15 protein-coding genes are annotated in these 16,729 nt (G+C 65.3%); 7 read left to right on the top strand and 8 right to left on the bottom strand.

Annotation, left to right across the window (positions count from 1 at the left end):
• Nucleotides 1-63 precede the first annotated feature (63 nt).
• The 6 genes from H9K76_RS04910 to serA all read right to left on the bottom strand — a co-directional run bounded on the left by H9K76_RS04910 (nt 64) and on the right by serA (nt 6,842).
• A complete protein-coding gene (locus tag H9K76_RS04910; RefSeq protein WP_187598445.1) occupies nt 64-1,218 on the bottom strand; it encodes an acyl-CoA dehydrogenase family protein in 1,155 nt (384 codons plus the stop codon).
• Nucleotides 1,219-1,220: 2 nt separating this feature from the next.
• A complete protein-coding gene (locus tag H9K76_RS04905; RefSeq protein WP_187598444.1) occupies nt 1,221-2,327 on the bottom strand; it encodes an LLM class flavin-dependent oxidoreductase in 1,107 nt (368 codons plus the stop codon).
• Nucleotides 2,328-2,421: 94 nt separating this feature from the next.
• Nucleotides 2,422-3,699, bottom strand: a complete 1,278-nt coding sequence (locus H9K76_RS04900; RefSeq protein WP_246475309.1) for a c-type cytochrome — start codon at nt 3,697-3,699, stop codon at nt 2,422-2,424.
• 20 nt (nt 3,700-3,719) lie between these two features.
• The gene (locus H9K76_RS04895) at nt 3,720-4,757 is read right to left on the bottom strand and encodes an ABC transporter substrate-binding protein (RefSeq protein WP_187598443.1); all 1,038 of its coding nucleotides are present in this window, start codon (nt 4,755-4,757) and stop codon (nt 3,720-3,722) included.
• Between the two features lie 120 nt (nt 4,758-4,877).
• A complete protein-coding gene (gene ssuE, locus H9K76_RS04890; protein WP_187598442.1) occupies nt 4,878-5,471 on the bottom strand; it encodes an NADPH-dependent FMN reductase in 594 nt (197 codons plus the stop codon).
• A gap of 138 nt (nt 5,472-5,609) precedes the next feature.
• Nucleotides 5,610-6,842, bottom strand: a complete 1,233-nt coding sequence (gene serA / locus H9K76_RS04885) for a phosphoglycerate dehydrogenase (protein WP_187598441.1) — start codon at nt 6,840-6,842, stop codon at nt 5,610-5,612.
• A gap of 280 nt (nt 6,843-7,122) precedes the next feature.
• Between serA and ugpB the strand changes: the two genes are divergently transcribed.
• The 6 genes from ugpB to H9K76_RS04855 all read left to right on the top strand — a co-directional run bounded on the left by ugpB (nt 7,123) and on the right by H9K76_RS04855 (nt 15,032).
• Nucleotides 7,123-8,439, top strand: a complete 1,317-nt coding sequence (gene ugpB / locus H9K76_RS04880; protein ID WP_187598440.1) for a sn-glycerol-3-phosphate ABC transporter substrate-binding protein UgpB — start codon at nt 7,123-7,125, stop codon at nt 8,437-8,439.
• A gap of 122 nt (nt 8,440-8,561) precedes the next feature.
• Nucleotides 8,562-9,443 carry a sn-glycerol-3-phosphate ABC transporter permease UgpA gene (gene ugpA, locus H9K76_RS04875; protein WP_187598439.1) on the top strand — a complete coding sequence of 294 codons (882 nt, stop codon included), beginning with the start codon at nt 8,562-8,564 and terminating at the stop codon, nt 9,441-9,443.
• Between the two features lie 2 nt (nt 9,444-9,445).
• On the top strand, nt 9,446-10,297 hold the full coding sequence (gene ugpE, locus H9K76_RS04870; RefSeq protein ID WP_187598438.1) for a sn-glycerol-3-phosphate ABC transporter permease UgpE: 852 nt from the start codon (nt 9,446-9,448) through the stop codon (nt 10,295-10,297).
• Between the two features lie 58 nt (nt 10,298-10,355).
• Complete coding sequence (gene ugpC / locus H9K76_RS04865) at nt 10,356-11,375, top strand: sn-glycerol-3-phosphate ABC transporter ATP-binding protein UgpC (protein WP_187598437.1); 1,020 nt, start codon at nt 10,356-10,358, stop codon at nt 11,373-11,375.
• Between the two features lie 159 nt (nt 11,376-11,534).
• Nucleotides 11,535-12,293 (top strand): glycerophosphodiester phosphodiesterase, encoded by a 759-nt coding sequence (gene ugpQ / locus H9K76_RS04860; RefSeq protein WP_187598436.1) that lies wholly within the window; start codon nt 11,535-11,537, stop codon nt 12,291-12,293.
• A gap of 219 nt (nt 12,294-12,512) precedes the next feature.
• On the top strand, nt 12,513-15,032 hold the full coding sequence (locus H9K76_RS04855; protein WP_187600460.1) for a DUF3772 domain-containing protein: 2,520 nt from the start codon (nt 12,513-12,515) through the stop codon (nt 15,030-15,032).
• A 30-nt stretch (nt 15,033-15,062) separates the two neighbouring features.
• Here H9K76_RS04855 and H9K76_RS04850 read toward each other — a convergent pair whose 3' ends face one another.
• Nucleotides 15,063-15,893, bottom strand: coding sequence for a siderophore-interacting protein (locus H9K76_RS04850; protein ID WP_187598435.1), 831 nt, complete (start codon nt 15,891-15,893; stop codon nt 15,063-15,065).
• 90 nt (nt 15,894-15,983) lie between these two features.
• Between H9K76_RS04850 and H9K76_RS04845 the strand changes: the two genes are divergently transcribed.
• A complete protein-coding gene (locus H9K76_RS04845; protein ID WP_187598434.1) occupies nt 15,984-16,436 on the top strand; it encodes a MarR family winged helix-turn-helix transcriptional regulator in 453 nt (150 codons plus the stop codon).
• Here the strand turns inward: H9K76_RS04845 and H9K76_RS04840 are convergent, their stop codons facing one another.
• Nucleotides 16,437-16,721, bottom strand: a complete 285-nt coding sequence (locus H9K76_RS04840; protein WP_246475308.1) for a hypothetical protein — start codon at nt 16,719-16,721, stop codon at nt 16,437-16,439.
• Nucleotides 16,722-16,729: the final 8 nt, after the last annotated feature.

The following is a 16,729-nucleotide window of genomic DNA, read 5'->3' as shown; positions in this document are numbered from 1 at the left end:
CCATGTTTTGGAAGCCGAACAACCCCCGCGGATCGTCCTCCGCAACCGTTTGCGGACATCCACTCAACGCTCCGCCTGCAGCGCCCTGCGGCCGGCGGAGAGGTGCACGCTGTCCTCCTGCGGAGTGTGCACTCGCCCGCACAGCACATCGCGCAAATGGCGCTCCAGCGGATTCCTGCGCGACAGCCCGTGGTTGCCGGTCAGCGCCACTGCATCCTGCACCACGGTGGTTGCCTGGTGCATGACCAGGTTCTTGACCAGCCCTGCGTCCACGATGGGTATGGGAACACCGGCGTCAAGGTCCGATGCCAGCCGCTCCAGCAGGAAACGATTGGACAAAAGAGCCCCCTCGATCCGGCCCACGGCCTCCTGGAACCGAGGCAGGCTGGCCAGCGGCGCTCCCAGCGCGGTAGGCACACGCTCGTTCAGGAATCCCAGGAGCCAGTCGCGCGCCGCCCTTGCAATGCCGTCATACAGCGCACCCAGCAGCAGGATCATCTCGGCATGGAAGACGGCATCCGGCGAGGAAGCACGGGTATCGTGCGGGAGCAGGCCAATGGCGTGCCCCTCCGGCACCTGCACGCCTTCGAGCACTACGTCGTGGCTGCCGCTCGCGCGCAGGCCGAGATGGTCCCAAGTCTCCTCGATGCGGACGCCGGGGCTGTCCGCACGCACCAGGAAGCTGCCGACCCGGGGCGGCTCATCATCCGTGCGTGCCCACACCACCATCCACCGCAGGATCGGCGAGCCGGTCGAGTAGATCTTGCGCCCGTCGAGCCGCCAGCCACCGGAGTCGCGCCGCGCAACGGTCGCAGGCAGGCCGCCGCGCGCTGGCGACCCGAGCTCGGGCTCCACCCGCAGCGCGTTCACGAGCGAGACACCATCGACCGCCTGCTGCACCAGGCTGCGCGCCAGCGGTTCCGGCCAGGGCGAGCCGGGCAGCGCCGACTGCCGCTGCTGGATGTACTGCATGCTCAGCACCAGCGCGGTCGCGGGGCAGCCATAGGCGATCGCCCCGATCACCTCGGCCAGTTGCGCGCTCGATGCGCCCTGCCCGCCCCATCGCCGGGGCGCTGCCAGCGCCAGCAGGCCGGCCTCGTGCAGCGCCGCGAAGTTCTCGTGCGCAAAGCTGCCGTCGCGATCGTGCTGTGCCGCCCGGGCGCCGAAATCCACCGCGAGCGCGCGTGCGGCATCGCCCCAGCTCATCGAGGCATTCATGCTCAGGCCGCCTTGCGTTCGCTCGCGGCATGGCCGAGCGCATCTCGCTGCGCCACCTTCTCGCGGATCAGCGGGATCAATTCGCGGCCATACTCGATCGCGTCGACGAGCGGGTCGAAGCCGCGCAGCAGGAAGGTGCCGATGCCGAGGTCGTAGTACTTGAGCAGCGCCTGTGCCACCTGCTCGGGCGTGCCGACGAGCGACGTGGAATTGCTGCGGCCACCGGTCTCGCGCGCAATCGCCGTCCACAGGCGCTCGTCCACGCGGTCGCCTTTCGCCGCGTCGGCGAGCAGGCGGCGCGCACCCTCGCTCTGCTGCGGTCCGGAGCCGCGGGCATGCGAAATCTGCACCTGCTGCTCGCGGGTCTTCTGCAGGATCCCGGCGGCCTTGTCCCAGGCCGCATCCTCGGTCTCGGCGATGATGGGACGGAAGGAAATGCTGAATGCCACCTGCCTGCCATGGCTTGCGGCCTCTGCACGCACGCGGCGCACCAGGTCGCCTGCCTGCGCGAGCGACTCGCCCCAGAGGGCGTACACGTCGGCATGCCTGCCCGCCACCTGCAGCGCCGCCTCGGAGGCGCCGCCGAAATAGATCGGCACGATGGGCTGCTGCAGCGGCTTCACCTCCGATACCGCCCCCTTCACACGGTAATACGTCCCCTCGTGGTCGAAGGGCCGGGATTCGGTCCACACGCGGCGCAGGATGGTGAGGTATTCGTCGGTGCGCGCGTAGCGTGCGTCGTGGTCCAGGAAGTCACCATCGCGCTGCTGGTCCACGTCGGACCCGCCGCTGATGTAGTGCACCGCAAGCCGGCCGTTCGTGTAGTGGTCGAGTGTCGCCAGCTGCCGCGCCGCGAGCGTAGGGGCAACAAAGCCCGGCCGATGCGCCAGCAGGAAATGGATCTTCTGCGTTGCCGCCGCCGCATGGGCCACCGTGAGCAGCGTGTCGGGGCTGGTCGAGCTCGCCGGCACCAGGATACGGTCGAAGCCCGCGTACTCATGTGCCTGAGCAAACGCGCGGACATAGGCCGGGTCGAGCGCAGGCCCCCTGCGTGCAATGGTTTCGGATACCTCGGCGGGCTGGATCATTCCGATGATCTGGGCGGGCATGTCGTGTCTCTCCGTGAAGGCTGCAGCGATGCAGCGGTGAATGGGTGTCCCATGATCTCGTTGCACAGCGCCATTTCCAACGAAGAAAAACGCGTTAGTTTTCTCGATTCTTTTTGCCGATTCTTTTTTTCGATTTCCGACGCGTGCCCGTGAACTCAATGAGGGAAACCCGCGCGCAGCAGGCGTACCGGATCGCCATCCATGCGCCGCAGCAGTGCGTCGAGCCCGTCGCCCTGCGGTGCAAGGGCAGCCGGCCTCCCCCCGCTGCCGACGACGACACAGCGGTCCGGCAGACCAGGTCGTCCTCGGACCAGGCGGCGCTCCCCGGTGTGGAGCGCGCACGCAGCCAGCCATCGCGGTCGACCAGCAACTGGTAGCCGCCGATGCGCTCTTCGCTCTCGCCCAGCAACAGGGCCAACGCTGCCTGAAGCTGCGTGTCGGCCGACTCGCATTCCGCGCTCCCTGCAGTGAGGGCCTGCCCCACGACGATCGAGACAAGGCGCGGATCCTCGCCCGGCGCAGCACGCCGTCCGGACGGCCCGGAAACGGGGAGCACCAGCAGCAGGCGCTGTCCCTGCAGATCGGCACTGCTGTGCCGCCCCTCGTAGCGGCAGCGCAGCGCGAAACGGGGAAGCCGTACGGGCCATTCCCATGCGCCCAGGTTGCGCAGCGCCTGTCCCGCGGCATGGGCCTGCAGGTAGTCGATCACATTCCAGACATCGGCGTCCGCCAGCCGCCACTCGCCAATACCTGGCATGGTCTCCCGGCCCGTGCGCTCGTCGCGCATGCCGTGACGGATGCGCCAGAACAGTTCCCCCTCCAGCCGCTTCCACACCAGCCCGCCGCTCAGGTCCGGAGGCCAGCGCTCAAGACTGCTCGCCAGCACCCCCTGTCCGCGCGCGTCGGCACCATGGCATTGCTGGCAATGCTGCCGAAACAGCGCCTGTCCACGCAGGATGCCCGCGGGCTCGAAACCCGTCTCGGAGCGATGCAGGCTCGTCGGAGTGGCGGGAACCCATAGCAGGTGGGCCGCCGGCCAGGGCGCGGCGACCAGCGCCGCCACCGCCAGAAGAACGCATCCCGCGAGCCACCGTTTGCGCATGCCGTTCGCGCGCGGCCTGCGCAGAATGGCGAGAACGCATGCGGCCGCCAACAACGCCATGGCCAATGCCATGCACAGCCCCGTGAGCGCCACCTGCCGGGCATGCCCGGCATCGATCCACATCATGTCTGCCGCCAGCCGATGCGTGAAAGGCCATGCCGCCTGGCCCGCGACCTCCGGAGTCCACCCCAGCACATGCAACGCATCGCGCAATGCCAGCTGCGCACCGAGCATCACCCGCAGGATCGCGGTCACCCACTCACTGTTCATTCAACGCACGATCAATCAGGTCAGGCCAATACGTCGGCGAAAACATGGGACGCGAATCGCGCAGGGTCGGTGGACGCCTTGAGCACTTTCACGAGCTTGAAGTCGCGCGCATAGAACTCGATCTCCTCCCGAAGCTTGGTCCCTACCGGGTGGCTGCGGTGCGTGAGCGTGGAAAGCACGGCGCGCAGTTCACTTTCCGGCACCTTGGTGTAGGGACTGAAGATGCGCGCTGTTTCCGCGGGGTTGTCGGCCACGAAGTCCGATGCCTCGACGATGGCCCGCGTAAGCGCCGCCGCGGTGCCGCGGTCATTGCGCACCATCGCGCCGCTCACACCCAGCACGCAGCAGGTCTTGGCTGCGTACTCGCCCGACAGGTTGGTGGCGATGTCGACCAGCCCCTTGGTGCGGCGCTGAATCAGCAGCAGGTTCGGATCGCTGTCGGCGATCGCATGCGCCTCGCCCTTCTCCACCGCGAGCCCCAGCATGTCGCCCGGGAATTGACGCCAGGCGACATCGCGCTCGGGATCGATGCCGGCCTTGGCGAGCAGCACCGCGAAGAAATTCTTGCCGGGCGAATTCAGGTCCGATACCGCGATCGTGCGTCCCTTGAGCTTCGCCAGCTCGGTCACGCCCGCGGGCTCGAAGCCGACCAGCCGCGAGCAGCCGCCGTGGGAACTGCCCACCAGCTTCACGTCAAAGCCCGACTCGAGCGGCTTGATCCAGCGGTGGATCATGCCGACGCCGGCATCGGCCTTTGACGTGGCGATGGCCTCAAGCAACTGGTCCGTCGATCCGGCGAAGTTCACCAACTCCACCTGGAGCCCATGCTTCTCGAAGATGCCGCGCGCCATGGCCACGGGTGCTGCGGAAAGGCAGATGGCATTGGCATTCCAGGCCAGCTTCACCGGCTTGAGCGGCCCCGAGGCCCACACGCGGCTTCCCAACGCTCCTGCGGCTCCCGCCGCCGCCATCGCACCGGCCGTCCTCAGCCATTGGCGCCGCCCGGCGATGGCCCTCGTCACGGCGTCTTCCGCCCCTGTGTCCCGCGCTTCCCGCATCTGCCGCTCCCTTGATGAATCGTTCAAAGCGCTCATTGAAACGGCTTGCCCACGGATGTCCAACGAAGAAAAACAGGAATCCATATGCGGCGGCGCGCACACCGGCACAAAGCCACGGACTCACACGCAGTAGCGCACCTGCTCGAAGGGAACGGGCGGAAAGGAATATGAGGGCGCGGCATCCGGCGTGCTCAGCACCTCGGTCGCGAGCGTGTGCACCGCACCGTCCAGGCGGCTCGCGAGCTCGGGATGCAGCACGTCGCCGCCTTCCGGCAGATGCGTGACCTGCGTATCGGTGGCGTAGATGCCCGCGAGGATCTGCCGGGCGCCCAGCGCCTGCAGCACGGGCCGCAAGGCGTAGTCGAGGGCCAGCATATGGTGCGGACTGCCGCCGGTAGCCAGCGGCAGCACCGTCTTGCCCTTCAGCGCGGTCTGCGGCAGCAGGTCGAGGAACACCTTGAGCACGCCGCTGTAGGCGGCCTTGTAGACCGGGGTGGCCACCACGAGCACGTCGGCCCGTGCCACCTGCCGGGCGGCGTTCACCACGCTCGGATGATCGAACTGGGCATGCACGAGCGCGAGCGGATCGATGTCGCGCACCGAGAGCGAATCGACCTGGACACCCAGCCGCGCGAGGCGCTGGCCCGCGCCGTGCAGCAGGGTTGCGGATCGGGAGCGTTCGGACGGGCTTCCCGCAATCAAGAGAACTGACATGAATTTCCTGTGGACCGAATCAACCGTCCATCTGAGCACGTCAGCCGCGCGACCACCACCAATTTTTGAGACTATGGAAGCGCGTTTTCCGAATATGCAGGCCGGCAGCCCGCTCACGATCCTGGCATGAGCGGCAGGTCAGAACAGCACGCGTGTGCGGATCGTGCCAGGCACCTTGGCAAGCTTCTCCAGAGCGATGTCGGAAGAGCGTGCATCCAGGTCGATCACCACGTAGCCCAGCGTTTCGTTGGTCTGCAGGAACTGCGCCGAGATGTTGATGTGGTTGTCAGACATGATCTGGTTGATCTGCGAGAGCACGCCCGGAACGTTGCGGTGGATGTGCAGCAGCCGGTGCTTGCCGGGGTGCGCGGGCAGCGCCACCTCGGGGAAGTTCACCGACGAGGTGGTCGTGCCGTTGTCGCTGAACTTCACGAGTTTCTCCGCCACCTCCAGGCCGATGTTGGCCTGCGCCTCCATCGTCGAGCCCCCGATGTGCGGTGTGAGGATCACATTGTCCAGCCCCCGCAGCGGAGATTCGAACACGTCGGCATTCGAGCGTGGCTCCACGGGAAAGACGTCCACCGCCGCACCCGCGAGATGGCCGCTCTTGAGCGCATCGGCCAGGGCGTCGATCTCCACCACCGTGCCGCGCGACGCGTTCAGCAGGATCGCACCCTGCTTCATGCGCGCCAGCTGGGGCGCACCGATTATCCACTGCGTGGACGCCAGTTCCGGCACGTGCAGCGACACCACATCGCTCTGGGCGAGCAGTTCGTCGAGCGAGGCCACCTGGTGCGCATTGCCGAGCGGCAGCTTGCTGACCACGTCATGGAAGATCACCTTCATGCCCAGAGACTCCGCCAGCACGGAGAGCTGCGTGCCGATCGAGCCATAGCCCACGATGCCCAGCGTCTTGCCGCGCGCCTCGTAGGACTGCTCGGCGCTCTTGCTCCAGCCGCCACGGTGCACGGCGGCATTCTTGGCGGGAATGCCGCGCAGCAGCAGAATCGTCTCGGCCAGCACCAGCTCCGCCACCGACCGGGTGTTGGAGTACGGCGCGTTGAACACCACCACGCCCTGCTCGCGTGCCGCCTGCAGGTCGATCTGGTTGGTGCCGATGCAGAAGGCGCCCACGGCCACGAGCTTGTGCGCCTTTTCGAACACGGCCGGCGTGAGCTGGGTACGCGAACGGATGCCAAGGAAATGCACGTCGGCGATGCGCTCCAGGAGCTCCTCCTCGGGCAGCGCACCCTTGACGGTTTCGATCTGGGAGTAGCCCGAGCCGTGCAATACCTCCAGCGCGCTGGGGTGAATTCCCTCCAGCAACAGGAATTTGATCTTGTCCTTGTCGAGCGACGTTCTGGCTGTCATGGCGTTCCCCTGTGATGCAGTTACAAACTCAAGTTCGCCATAAGCATTGTGCATCGCACAAAACCTTGCTTTTTCGATGACAATTGCAACGCCTGAGTTGAACAACTCACAATGTCAGACATCTGTGACTGTCACAAATGACAGTCCCGGGCATGCATCAAGCGCAAGGGATTCTCCTGTTGTGAGGGGAATCCGGCTATGCGACAACGACATCTTCCTGTCATTTTCGGCGAGTTACCATCTCGCCTCAATCTTTACTCATATCCCCATAGGAGCCTACATGCGGATCAAGCACCTGGCGATGGCATCCCTCGTCGCTACCACTGGCATTGCTGCCCAAGCGCAGACTGAAATTCAGTGGTGGCATGCCATGACGGCTGTGAACAATGAATGGGTCAACGATCTGGCCAAGCAATTCAACGAGAGCCAGAAGGAATTCAAGGTCATCCCGACCTACAAGGGTACCTACGACGAAACCATGACGGCCGCCGTCGCCGCGTTCCGCTCGGGCGGCGCACCGCACATCCTCCAGGTGTTCGAAGTGGGCACGGCCACCATGATGGCCTCCAAGGGCGCCACCGTGCCGGTCGCCAAGGTGCTGTCCGACAACGGCGTGACCTTCGATCCCAAGGCCTACATCCCGGCCGTCGCGTCGTACTACACGGCTCCCAATGGCCAGATGCTGAGCTTCCCCTTCAACAGCTCGACCACCGTTTTCTACTACAACAAGGACGCCTTCAAGAAGGCCGGCCTGAATCCCGACAAGGCACCGGCCACCTGGCCCGAAGTGTTCGAAGCGGCCAAAAAGCTCAAGGCCAGCGGCCACAGCTGCCCGATGACGCTCGCGTGGATGGGCTGGACCCAGCTCGAATCCTTCTCCACATGGCACAACGTGGAATTCGCAACGCACCAGAACGGCCTGGGCAAGGACGGCTTCAAGGCACGCCTGAAGATCAACTCGCCCACCCACGTGCGCCACATCGAGAACCTCGAGAAGGCAGCCAAGGCGGGTGAATTCGTCTACAAGGGCCGTGGCTCGCTGCCGCAGGCATCGTTCGTGTCGGGCGAGTGCGCAATGATCCAGACGTCGTCGGGCTTCTACGGCGATGTGGCGAAGAACGCCAAGTTCGCCTACGGCATCTCCAACCTGCCCTACTACCCGGACGTGAAGGGTGCGCCGCAGAACACCGTGATCGGTGGCGGCTCGCTGTGGGTCATGGCCGGCAAGAAGGCCGAAGAGTACAAGGGCGTCGCCAAGTTCTTCGAGTTCATCTCGCAGACCAAGGTGCAGGCGGCCAGCCACCAGCGCACGGGCTACCTGCCTGTGACCATGGCATCGTTCGACCTGACCGAAAAGTCGGGCTTCTACCAGAAGAACCCCGGCACCGACACCGCCGTGAACCAGATGATCCGCAAGGTGACGGACAATTCGCGCGGCATCCGCCTGGGCAACTACGTGCAGATCCGTACCATCGAGGACGAAGAACTCGAACAGGTCTGGGCCGGCAAGAAGTCCGCCAAGGAAGCGCTGGACTCCATCGTCAAGCGTGGCGACGAACTGCTGACACGCTTCGAAGCTGCCAACAAGGGCAAGTAAGTCATCATCGTGAATCCCTCAAGCCGTCCCCGGGCGGCGCGAGGGCCCACATCGCACATCTTTCACATACGCCTCCGCGGCCCCAAGAGGGCCTCGGCGGTTTTTTTGGTTTTTGAAGGCATATGGAAAAACGAGTCCTTTTCCGCTCCGCCTGGCTCCCCTGGTTGCTGCTGCTACCGCAGATGGCCATCATCGGCGTCTTCTTCTTCTGGCCTGCCGCGCAGGCCATCCTGCAGTCCTTCCAGATGGAGGACGCATTCGGCCTCAGCAAGGAATGGGTGGGTTTCGCGAACTTCGCGCAGCTGTTCCAGGATGAGTCCTATCTCGAATCCTTCTACCGCACGGCCATCTTCTCGGTGCTGGTCGCGGGCGTCGGCATTGCGATCTCGCTCGCTCTTGCGATCTTCGCGGACCGCATCGTGCGCTTCGCCATGGTCTACAAGACGCTCCTGATCGTGCCCTACGCCGTCGCCCCCGTGATCGCCGGCGTGCTGTGGGTGTTCATGTTCTCGCCCTCGCTTGGCGTGGTGTCGTACTTCCTCGAGCGCATCGGCTACAGCTGGAACTTCCTCATGAACGAGAACCAGGCCATGGCGCTGATCGTGATGGCGGCCGTCTGGAAGCAGATCTCCTACAACTTCCTGTTCTTCCTCGCAGGGCTGCAGTCGATCCCGAAGTCGCTCATCGAGGCTGCCTCGATCGATGGCGCGGGTCCGTGGCGCCGCTTCCTGAACGTGCAGTTGCCGCTGCTTTCGCCGACCACGTTCTTCCTGCTGGTGATCAACATCGTCTACGCGTTCTTCGACACCTTCGGCATCATCGACGCGACCACGCACGGCGGCCCCGGCCAGTCCACGACCATCCTGGTCTACAAGGTGTACCTCGATGGCTTCAAGGCGCTCGACCTGGGCGGCTCGGCCGCGCAGTCCGTGATCCTGATGTTCATCGTCATTGCGCTCACCGTGGTGCAGTTCCGTTATGTTGAAAAGAAAGTGCAGTACTGAGCATGATTGACCGACGTCCCTGGCTCGATGTGCTGTCGCACGCCGTGATGATTCTCGGCGTGGCCATCGTGGCCTTCCCCATCTACCTGGCGCTCATCGCCTCCACCCACACCGCACAGGAAATCGTGCAGGCGCCCATGCCGCTCTGGCCGGGCACCAACATGCTCGAGAGCTACAAGGAAGCCCTGTTCGGCTCCGGCAAGCTCGGCTCCAACACCGACCTCGTGCGCATGATGTGGGTGAGCTTCGTCACCGCCATGGTCATCACCGTCGGCAAGATTGCGATCTCGCTGCTGTCCGCGTTCGCGATCGTGTACTTCCGCTTTCCGTTCAAGCAGCTGTGCTTCTGGGCGATCTTCGTGACGCTGATGCTGCCCGTCGAAGTGCGTATCCTGCCCACCTACAAGGTGGTTGCCGACCTCGGCCTGCTCAACAGCTACGCGGGTCTCACGCTGCCGCTGATCGCCTCGGCCACGGCCACCTTCCTGTTCCGCCAGTTCTTCCTCACGGTTCCCGACGAGCTCGTGGAGGCCGCGCGCATCGACGGTGCCGGCCCCATGCGCTTCTTCAAGGATGTGCTGGTGCCGCTGTCCAAGACATCGATCGCCGCGCTGTTCGTGATCCAGTTCATCTACGGCTGGAACCAGTACCTGTGGCCGCTGCTCATGACCACCTCGGAGGACATGTACCCCGTGGTCATCGGCATCAAGCGCATGGTGGCTGGCGGCGGCGAGGCCGCCATCGACTGGAACGTGGCAATGGCAACGACCATCATTGCGATGCTGCCGCCTGCAGCCGTCGTGATTCTGATGCAGAAGTGGTTCGTCAAGGGCCTGGTGGATACCGAGAAGTAATCCGCAGGCACAGCAACCGACCCGCTTCAACCAGAACGAATTCGAAAAAGATTTTCATATGGCATCCATCACACTCAAAGACGTCGTCAAGCAATACGGAACCGGCAAGGCTGCCGTACCCGTCATCCACGGCGTCAACGCAGAAATCAAGGACGGTGAGTTCATCGTCATCGTCGGCCCCTCGGGCTGTGGCAAGTCCACGCTGCTGCGCATGGTCGCCGGCCTGGAGGAAATCTCCGGCGGCACGATCTCCATCGGAGACCGCGTGGTGAACAACCTCGAGCCGGCGCAGCGCGACATCGCCATGGTGTTCCAGAACTACGCGCTTTACCCGCACATGAGCGTGTTCGACAACATGGCCTATGGCCTCAAGATCAAGAACGTGCCCATCGACGAGATCAAGCAGCGCGTCGACGGCGCGGCGAAGATCCTCGAGCTCTCGCACCTGCTCGACCGCAAGCCGCGGCAGCTCTCGGGCGGCCAGCGCCAGCGCGTTGCCATGGGCCGCGCGATCGTGCGCAAGCCGCAGGTGTTCCTGTTCGACGAGCCGCTGTCCAACCTGGACGCCAAGCTGCGCGCACAGACCCGTATCGAGATCCAGAAACGCCACCAGACCCTCGGCATCACCAGCCTGTTCGTGACCCACGACCAGGTCGAGGCGATGACGCTCGCCCAGCGCATGCTGGTGATGAACGGCGGCCGTGTCGAGCAGTTCGGCACACCCGAGGAGGTCTACCACACGCCCGCGTCCACGTTTGTCGCAAGCTTCATCGGATCGCCTCCGATGAACCTGCTCAAGACCGCGCCCGGCACCCGCTCCGGCACGGTTTTCGGCATCCGTCCCGAACACATGGACATCACGCCCGGCGAGGGCTGGTCCGTCGTGGTCGACACCGTTGAGCTGCTGGGCGCGGAGCGCCTGATCTACGGCCGCGTGCAGGGCGGCAGCGACGATGAACAACTCGTCGTGCGTGTCGAGGAAGGCACATTCACGCCAAGCTCGGGAGACGTCATCCGCGTCACACCGCGCAACGACCGCATCCACACCTTCGATGCGGGCTCGGGCAAGCGGATCTGACGCAGCAGCCTTCTGCAGAAGACGCCCATGGCCTCGCTGATTCACGCCACGGTTCCGGTGCTTGGCACCTGCGGACCTCGCGGTCAGCGGGGCCTTTTTCGTTGGCAGGCTCTACGTGATCGATCCGCACGGCAACCTGATCAAATTGGGAGAACCTCTATGACAACCCTGGCCGCATGGCCCTATCCGCGCTGGGTGGCACACCGTGGCGCAGGCAAGCTGGCCCCCGAGAACACCCTGGTCGCGTTCCGCATGGGCGCAACCTACGGCTACCGCATGTTCGAGTGCGATGCCAAGCTGAGCCAGGACGGCGTGCTGTTCCTCATGCACGACACCGATCTGAAGCGCACCACCAACGGCACCGGCACCGGCAGCGACCGCACGATGGGCGAACTTGCGCAGTTCGACGCGGGGGCATGGCACTCGCGATCGTTTGCGGGCGAGCCCCTGCCCACGCTCGAAGCGCTGGCACGCTGGTGCATTGCCAACCATCTGCACCTGAACGTGGAGATCAAGCCGACCCCGGGGCAGGAGGAACTCACCGGCAAGGCCACCGGCGAACTGATGCAGCGCCTGTGGCCCAGGGACGCCGTACCGCCACTGTTCACCTCTTTCAAGCCCGACTCCCTGCGTGGCGCCAGGGCCAGCGCACCCCACATTCCCCGAGGCCTGCTGGTCGACAAATTCGCCGACGGAACCGGCGAGGCCGACACCCGGATCGCGCTCGAACTGGGCTGCGTCGCGATGGTGCTCAACCATGCGCTATGGAGCGCCGAACTCGTGGAGCGCGTCCACGCCGCCGGCATGCGCTGCAGCAGCTATACCGTCAATGACGAGTGGGAAGCCCGGCGCCTGATCGACATCGGCACGGACAGCATCATCACCGACCGCGTCGACCTGTTCAGCCCCGCGAGCTGAATCGGCGTACCTGCACCGTGCGCTGGTGCCCCCCCGTCTGAGAACGTAAACACGTTCTTACGCCAGCGTACCGTTCACCAAGCTACATTCGCGCATGACCATTGTTCGACTCGTTCGATCCGTTCGACCCCCATGCGCACCTCCCGCCTGCCCACGATTGTTCTGAATCCCTCGAGCGCCCTCCGCGCTCTCCGGCTGTGGCTTGCCCTGACGCTCTGGATGCTGGCCGTGGCGCTGCCGCTGCCCGGTCATGCAGCCGAAAGCGGACCCGCGGCGCGTCCTTCTGCCGCGGCGGCATCTGCCTCGGGGTCGCCCTCTTCATCCGGCATGGAAAACGCCGAGCCCGAGCTGCCCCAGCCCGATGCACTGCGCAAGCAGCTTGACGCCATCCCCGCCAAATTGGGCGAGAACGAGGACATCCGCAAGCTGCAGGCCCAGGTCAGTGCCATCGGTGCCGCGGCCGATCAGCTGGCAAAGCGCCGCGCCGAGGATCTGGCCGACATCGACAGCCGACTCGCGGGCCTCGGCCCCGCACCCGAGAAGGGTGCACCTGCCGATACCCCCGACGTCGCCCGGCAACGCGCCGCGCTCGACAAGCAGCGCAGCACCGTGGACTCGGCCCTCAAGCTTGCGCGTCTGATCATCGTCGATGCCGAGCAACGCAGCGCCGACCTCGCCCGCCAGCGGCGCGCGCAGTTCCAGGCCGCACTCACGGCACGTGTCGAATCGCCCTTGAGCCCCACGTTCTGGCGCAACTGGAAAGATGCCGCCGCCACCGACTGGTTTCTTCTGCAGCAGATGGGCAACGAATTGCAGCGCGTCGCGGCTGCCACGCTCGCCAGCAAGGGCGGCAAGGCCTACCTGCTGGCGCACCTGCTGGGCGCATTGGCCGTGATCGTGCTGGGGACCTGGATTGCCGAACGCATCCTGCTGCGCATTCTGCCCAGGCGCCTGCCGGCCGGACGGCTGCGCCGCACCGCGCTCGCGAGCGCGGCGATAGCCATCAACGTGCTGATCGTAGGCATCGGCGTATCGCTGGCCTGGGAAGGCCTGCAGCGCGGAGGCCCGCTTCCCGAGGACCTGTCGGAACTCGCAACCGCGACCATCGGCCTCACGGCCTACGGCGCCTTCGTCGTGTCCCTCGGACACGTGCTGCTTTCAAGCAAACGCCCCACATGGCGGCTGTTGCCCATCTCGAATGCGCTGGCCCGGCGCCTGCGCGCCTTCCCGTGGTGGTTTGCTCTGTGCACCGGGCTCGGTGGCCTGATGACGGAAATCATCGGTCTCGTCGGCTGGAGCCTGGTGTCCGAAGTCGCGGTGAACGCCCTGTTTGCCGTGGTGGCGGCCCTGCTTGTGCTCGCCGCGCTGCGTCGCCTGCGCAACTCCGCGGCCGACAGCCAGGCCGCCGGCGCCAACACGGGCACCGGAACAGGCACCGAAGCAGACAGCCCGGAAAGCGCAGCGGACACCGCCAGCACTCCGGAGCCTGGCGCAACCCGCCCGTTCTGGTTCGGCCTGCTCGCGGCTGCATCGGGCCTGGCGGCGATTGCCATCCTCGTAGCCACGGCCAGCGGCTTTGTTGCATTGGCCTCCACCATGGCCAAGCAGCTGGTGTGGTGCATCGTGGTGCTCAGTACCGTGTACCTGCTCCTCAAGCTGACGGACGACCTGTGCGACGCGCTGCTCTCGTCCAGGGGCGCCTTCGGCGCCAAGCTGCACGCCAGCTTCGGGATCGAGGAACGGCTGCTCGACCAGCTCTCCGTGCTCACCTCCGGCCTGCTGCGCGTGGCGCTCTTTTTCTACACGGTGATCGCGCTCATGGCGCCGCTGGGCACCAGCCCCGACGAGGTGTTCCGGCGGGGCACCACCGTGAACCGCAGCCTGAGCATCGGCGACTTCACCATCGATCCCGAGGCCCTGCTCACCGCAGCGATGGTGATCTGCGGCGGCTTCATCGCGCTCCAGCTGTTCAAGCGCTGGCTCACCAATCGCTACTTCCCCAACACCTCGCTGGAGCCCGGCATGCGCAGCTCCATCACCACCCTCACCGGCTCGCTGGGTGGCGTGGTGGTCGTCGCGGCCGCGCTCGCGGGCCTGGGCATCAGCGTGGAGCGCATCGCCTGGGTGGCCAGCGCCCTGTCGGTGGGTATCGGCTTCGGTCTACAGGCGATCGTGCAGAACTTCATCTCGGGCCTGATTCTTCTCGCGGAGCGGCCGGTGAAGGTGGGCGACTGGGTGATCCTGGGCGATACGGAGGGCGACGTGCGCCGCGTGAATGTGCGCGCCACGGAAATCCAGTTGCCCGATCGCTCGACAATGATTGTTCCGAACTCGGAGTTCATCACCAAGGCCGTGCGCAACATGACCCAGGCTGGCGCACCGGGCCGCGTGCTGATGCGCCTGCCCGCGCCGCTGGACACCGACGCACCACGCGTGCGCGAGATCATCCTGCATGCCTATACCTCGCACCCGAACATCCTCGAGTCGCCCTCGCCCATCGTGCAGCTCGAGGGCATCACCAACGGCACGCTGACCTTCCTCGCCATCGGCTACATCGGCAGCCCGCGCAACACGGGCGGCGTGCGCAGCGAGTTGCTGTTCAACATCCTGGAGGCGCTGCGCGAAGCGGGCCTGCACCTCTCGCCGCCGGCCACCATATCGGTGGCGCAGCCGCAGGCGCAGCCTCCCGGCAGCGGCAATCCGGTGGTCGATCAGCTCACTGGGGCTCGAAGCGCTTGAAGCGCCTGATGCGTGGATGGTGAGGTCCGCTCAGTCCCCGGCATTCAGTTCTTCGTGGTGACCGACCTCGCCGCGCTTCCAGTAGGCGGCGATGCGCATGTGCCTCGCGTTCACGCCGGGCTTGGCGAGCAGCGTACGGCGAAGCTGTGCCATCTCGGAGTTCTCGCCCGCTGCCCAGATGAACCCGTCGCCCGCCGGCAGAGCAAGCTGCGCGGCAGCCTCGTCCAGCGAGTCCACCCATTGCAGATCGACCTGCGCGGCGCTGGCCAGGTCGCGGCGATCGGCCTCGTTGTCGAGCCGGATGCGCACGGTTGCCCGGGCATGGGCCGGCAACTCTCCCAGCCGACGTTCGATGGCTGGCAGCGCGCTGGCGTCTCCCAGCAGCCAGTGCCACTGCAGCGACGTCGAGACCACCATGCTGCCGCGCGGACCCGCGATGCCCACCCACTGGCCGATCTGCGCCTGCGTGGCCCATTCGACGGCGGGCCCGGCGGGATGAACCGCGAATTCCAGGGCCAGGCGGCCCTTGGAGGCATCCCAGCGCACAGGCGTGAAATCACGCGCCGTGGGGCGCGCCGCTCCGGGCTCGAAGTGCGGCTTGCCATCCACCAGCGTGGGCAGCGACGGCTTTTCCTGGCCGGGCGCGGGAAACAGCACCTTCACGTGATCGTCGAAACCCGCGCTCTGGAAATCGCTCAGGTCCGCACCGCCCAGCGTCACGCGCACAAAGCCGGGGCTGACGAACTCGCGCGTCTCCAGCTGCATGTGGCGGGAAGCGAACGGCACGCGGATGCGCTCCACCAGAGGCTTGCGTGCCTCCGCAACGGAGTCGGAAGGGGTGGGATGCGTCTGTGATTCCATGAAGTGCTCAATTTCTTTAGAATGTTGATTTAGTCAACAAGATACCGGCATCATGTTGACTTTGTCAACAAGATAAGAAGTACCCACGTCATGAATGCAGACAAACTTCCGATGGAAATGCTGGATGCGCTGCATGAGCTCACCCACGCGTACCGCTCCCGAATGCGCGCCAAGATGCACCAGCTCGAGCCCGAGGTGACGCCCAACGAGCTGCGCATGCTGATCTACCTGAGCCACCACCCGCAAAGCACCCACAAGTCGCTGACGGACCACATGCATGCCGACAAGGCGCAGATGGCACGCACCCTCAAGCTGCTGGAAGAGCGTTCCTGGATCGAGCGCATGCCGCATCCTGGCGATGGACGCAGCCGCGTGCTCACGCTCACGGCCAGCGGCGCCGAGCGCGTGGCGGCATTGGGCCGCGAGCGCACGGCCATCGGGCGGAACATGCTGGACGGCATGCCGCCGGAAGATCAGGAAAGGGTATTGAAAGCGCTGCGCGCGATGAAGGAACGGCTGGCCAAGGTACAGGGCTCCTGCTGATCAGCCACGCCAGCTGCGCAGGAGAAAGAACTGACTTGTGGCGGAAATGACCACAAGGCCCCCATAGGTCCAGATTTTTCCGTCGTTTCCGAAAACGATCAGCCCCCCCTGCAAAACAGTGGCACCAATTACAAAATTGATAGCAATCGGCTTCAGCCAGCCAACGGTCTTGGCACGCTTTCTGTCAAAAATCTGCGATCCGACCACCAGCACCAGCGCCACCGCAAAAGCGGGTGCGAGGAAATTGAGCAGGTGATTGATCGAAGACAAGGGGTCCATAAACATGACGCAAA

The organism is Diaphorobacter ruginosibacter (assembly GCF_014395975.1).
Classification (GTDB): Bacteria; Pseudomonadota; Gammaproteobacteria; order Burkholderiales; family Burkholderiaceae_C; genus Diaphorobacter_A; species Diaphorobacter_A ruginosibacter.
Note: the sequence above shows the minus strand (reverse complement) of the source record. Positions and strands in the feature narration are given on the sequence as shown.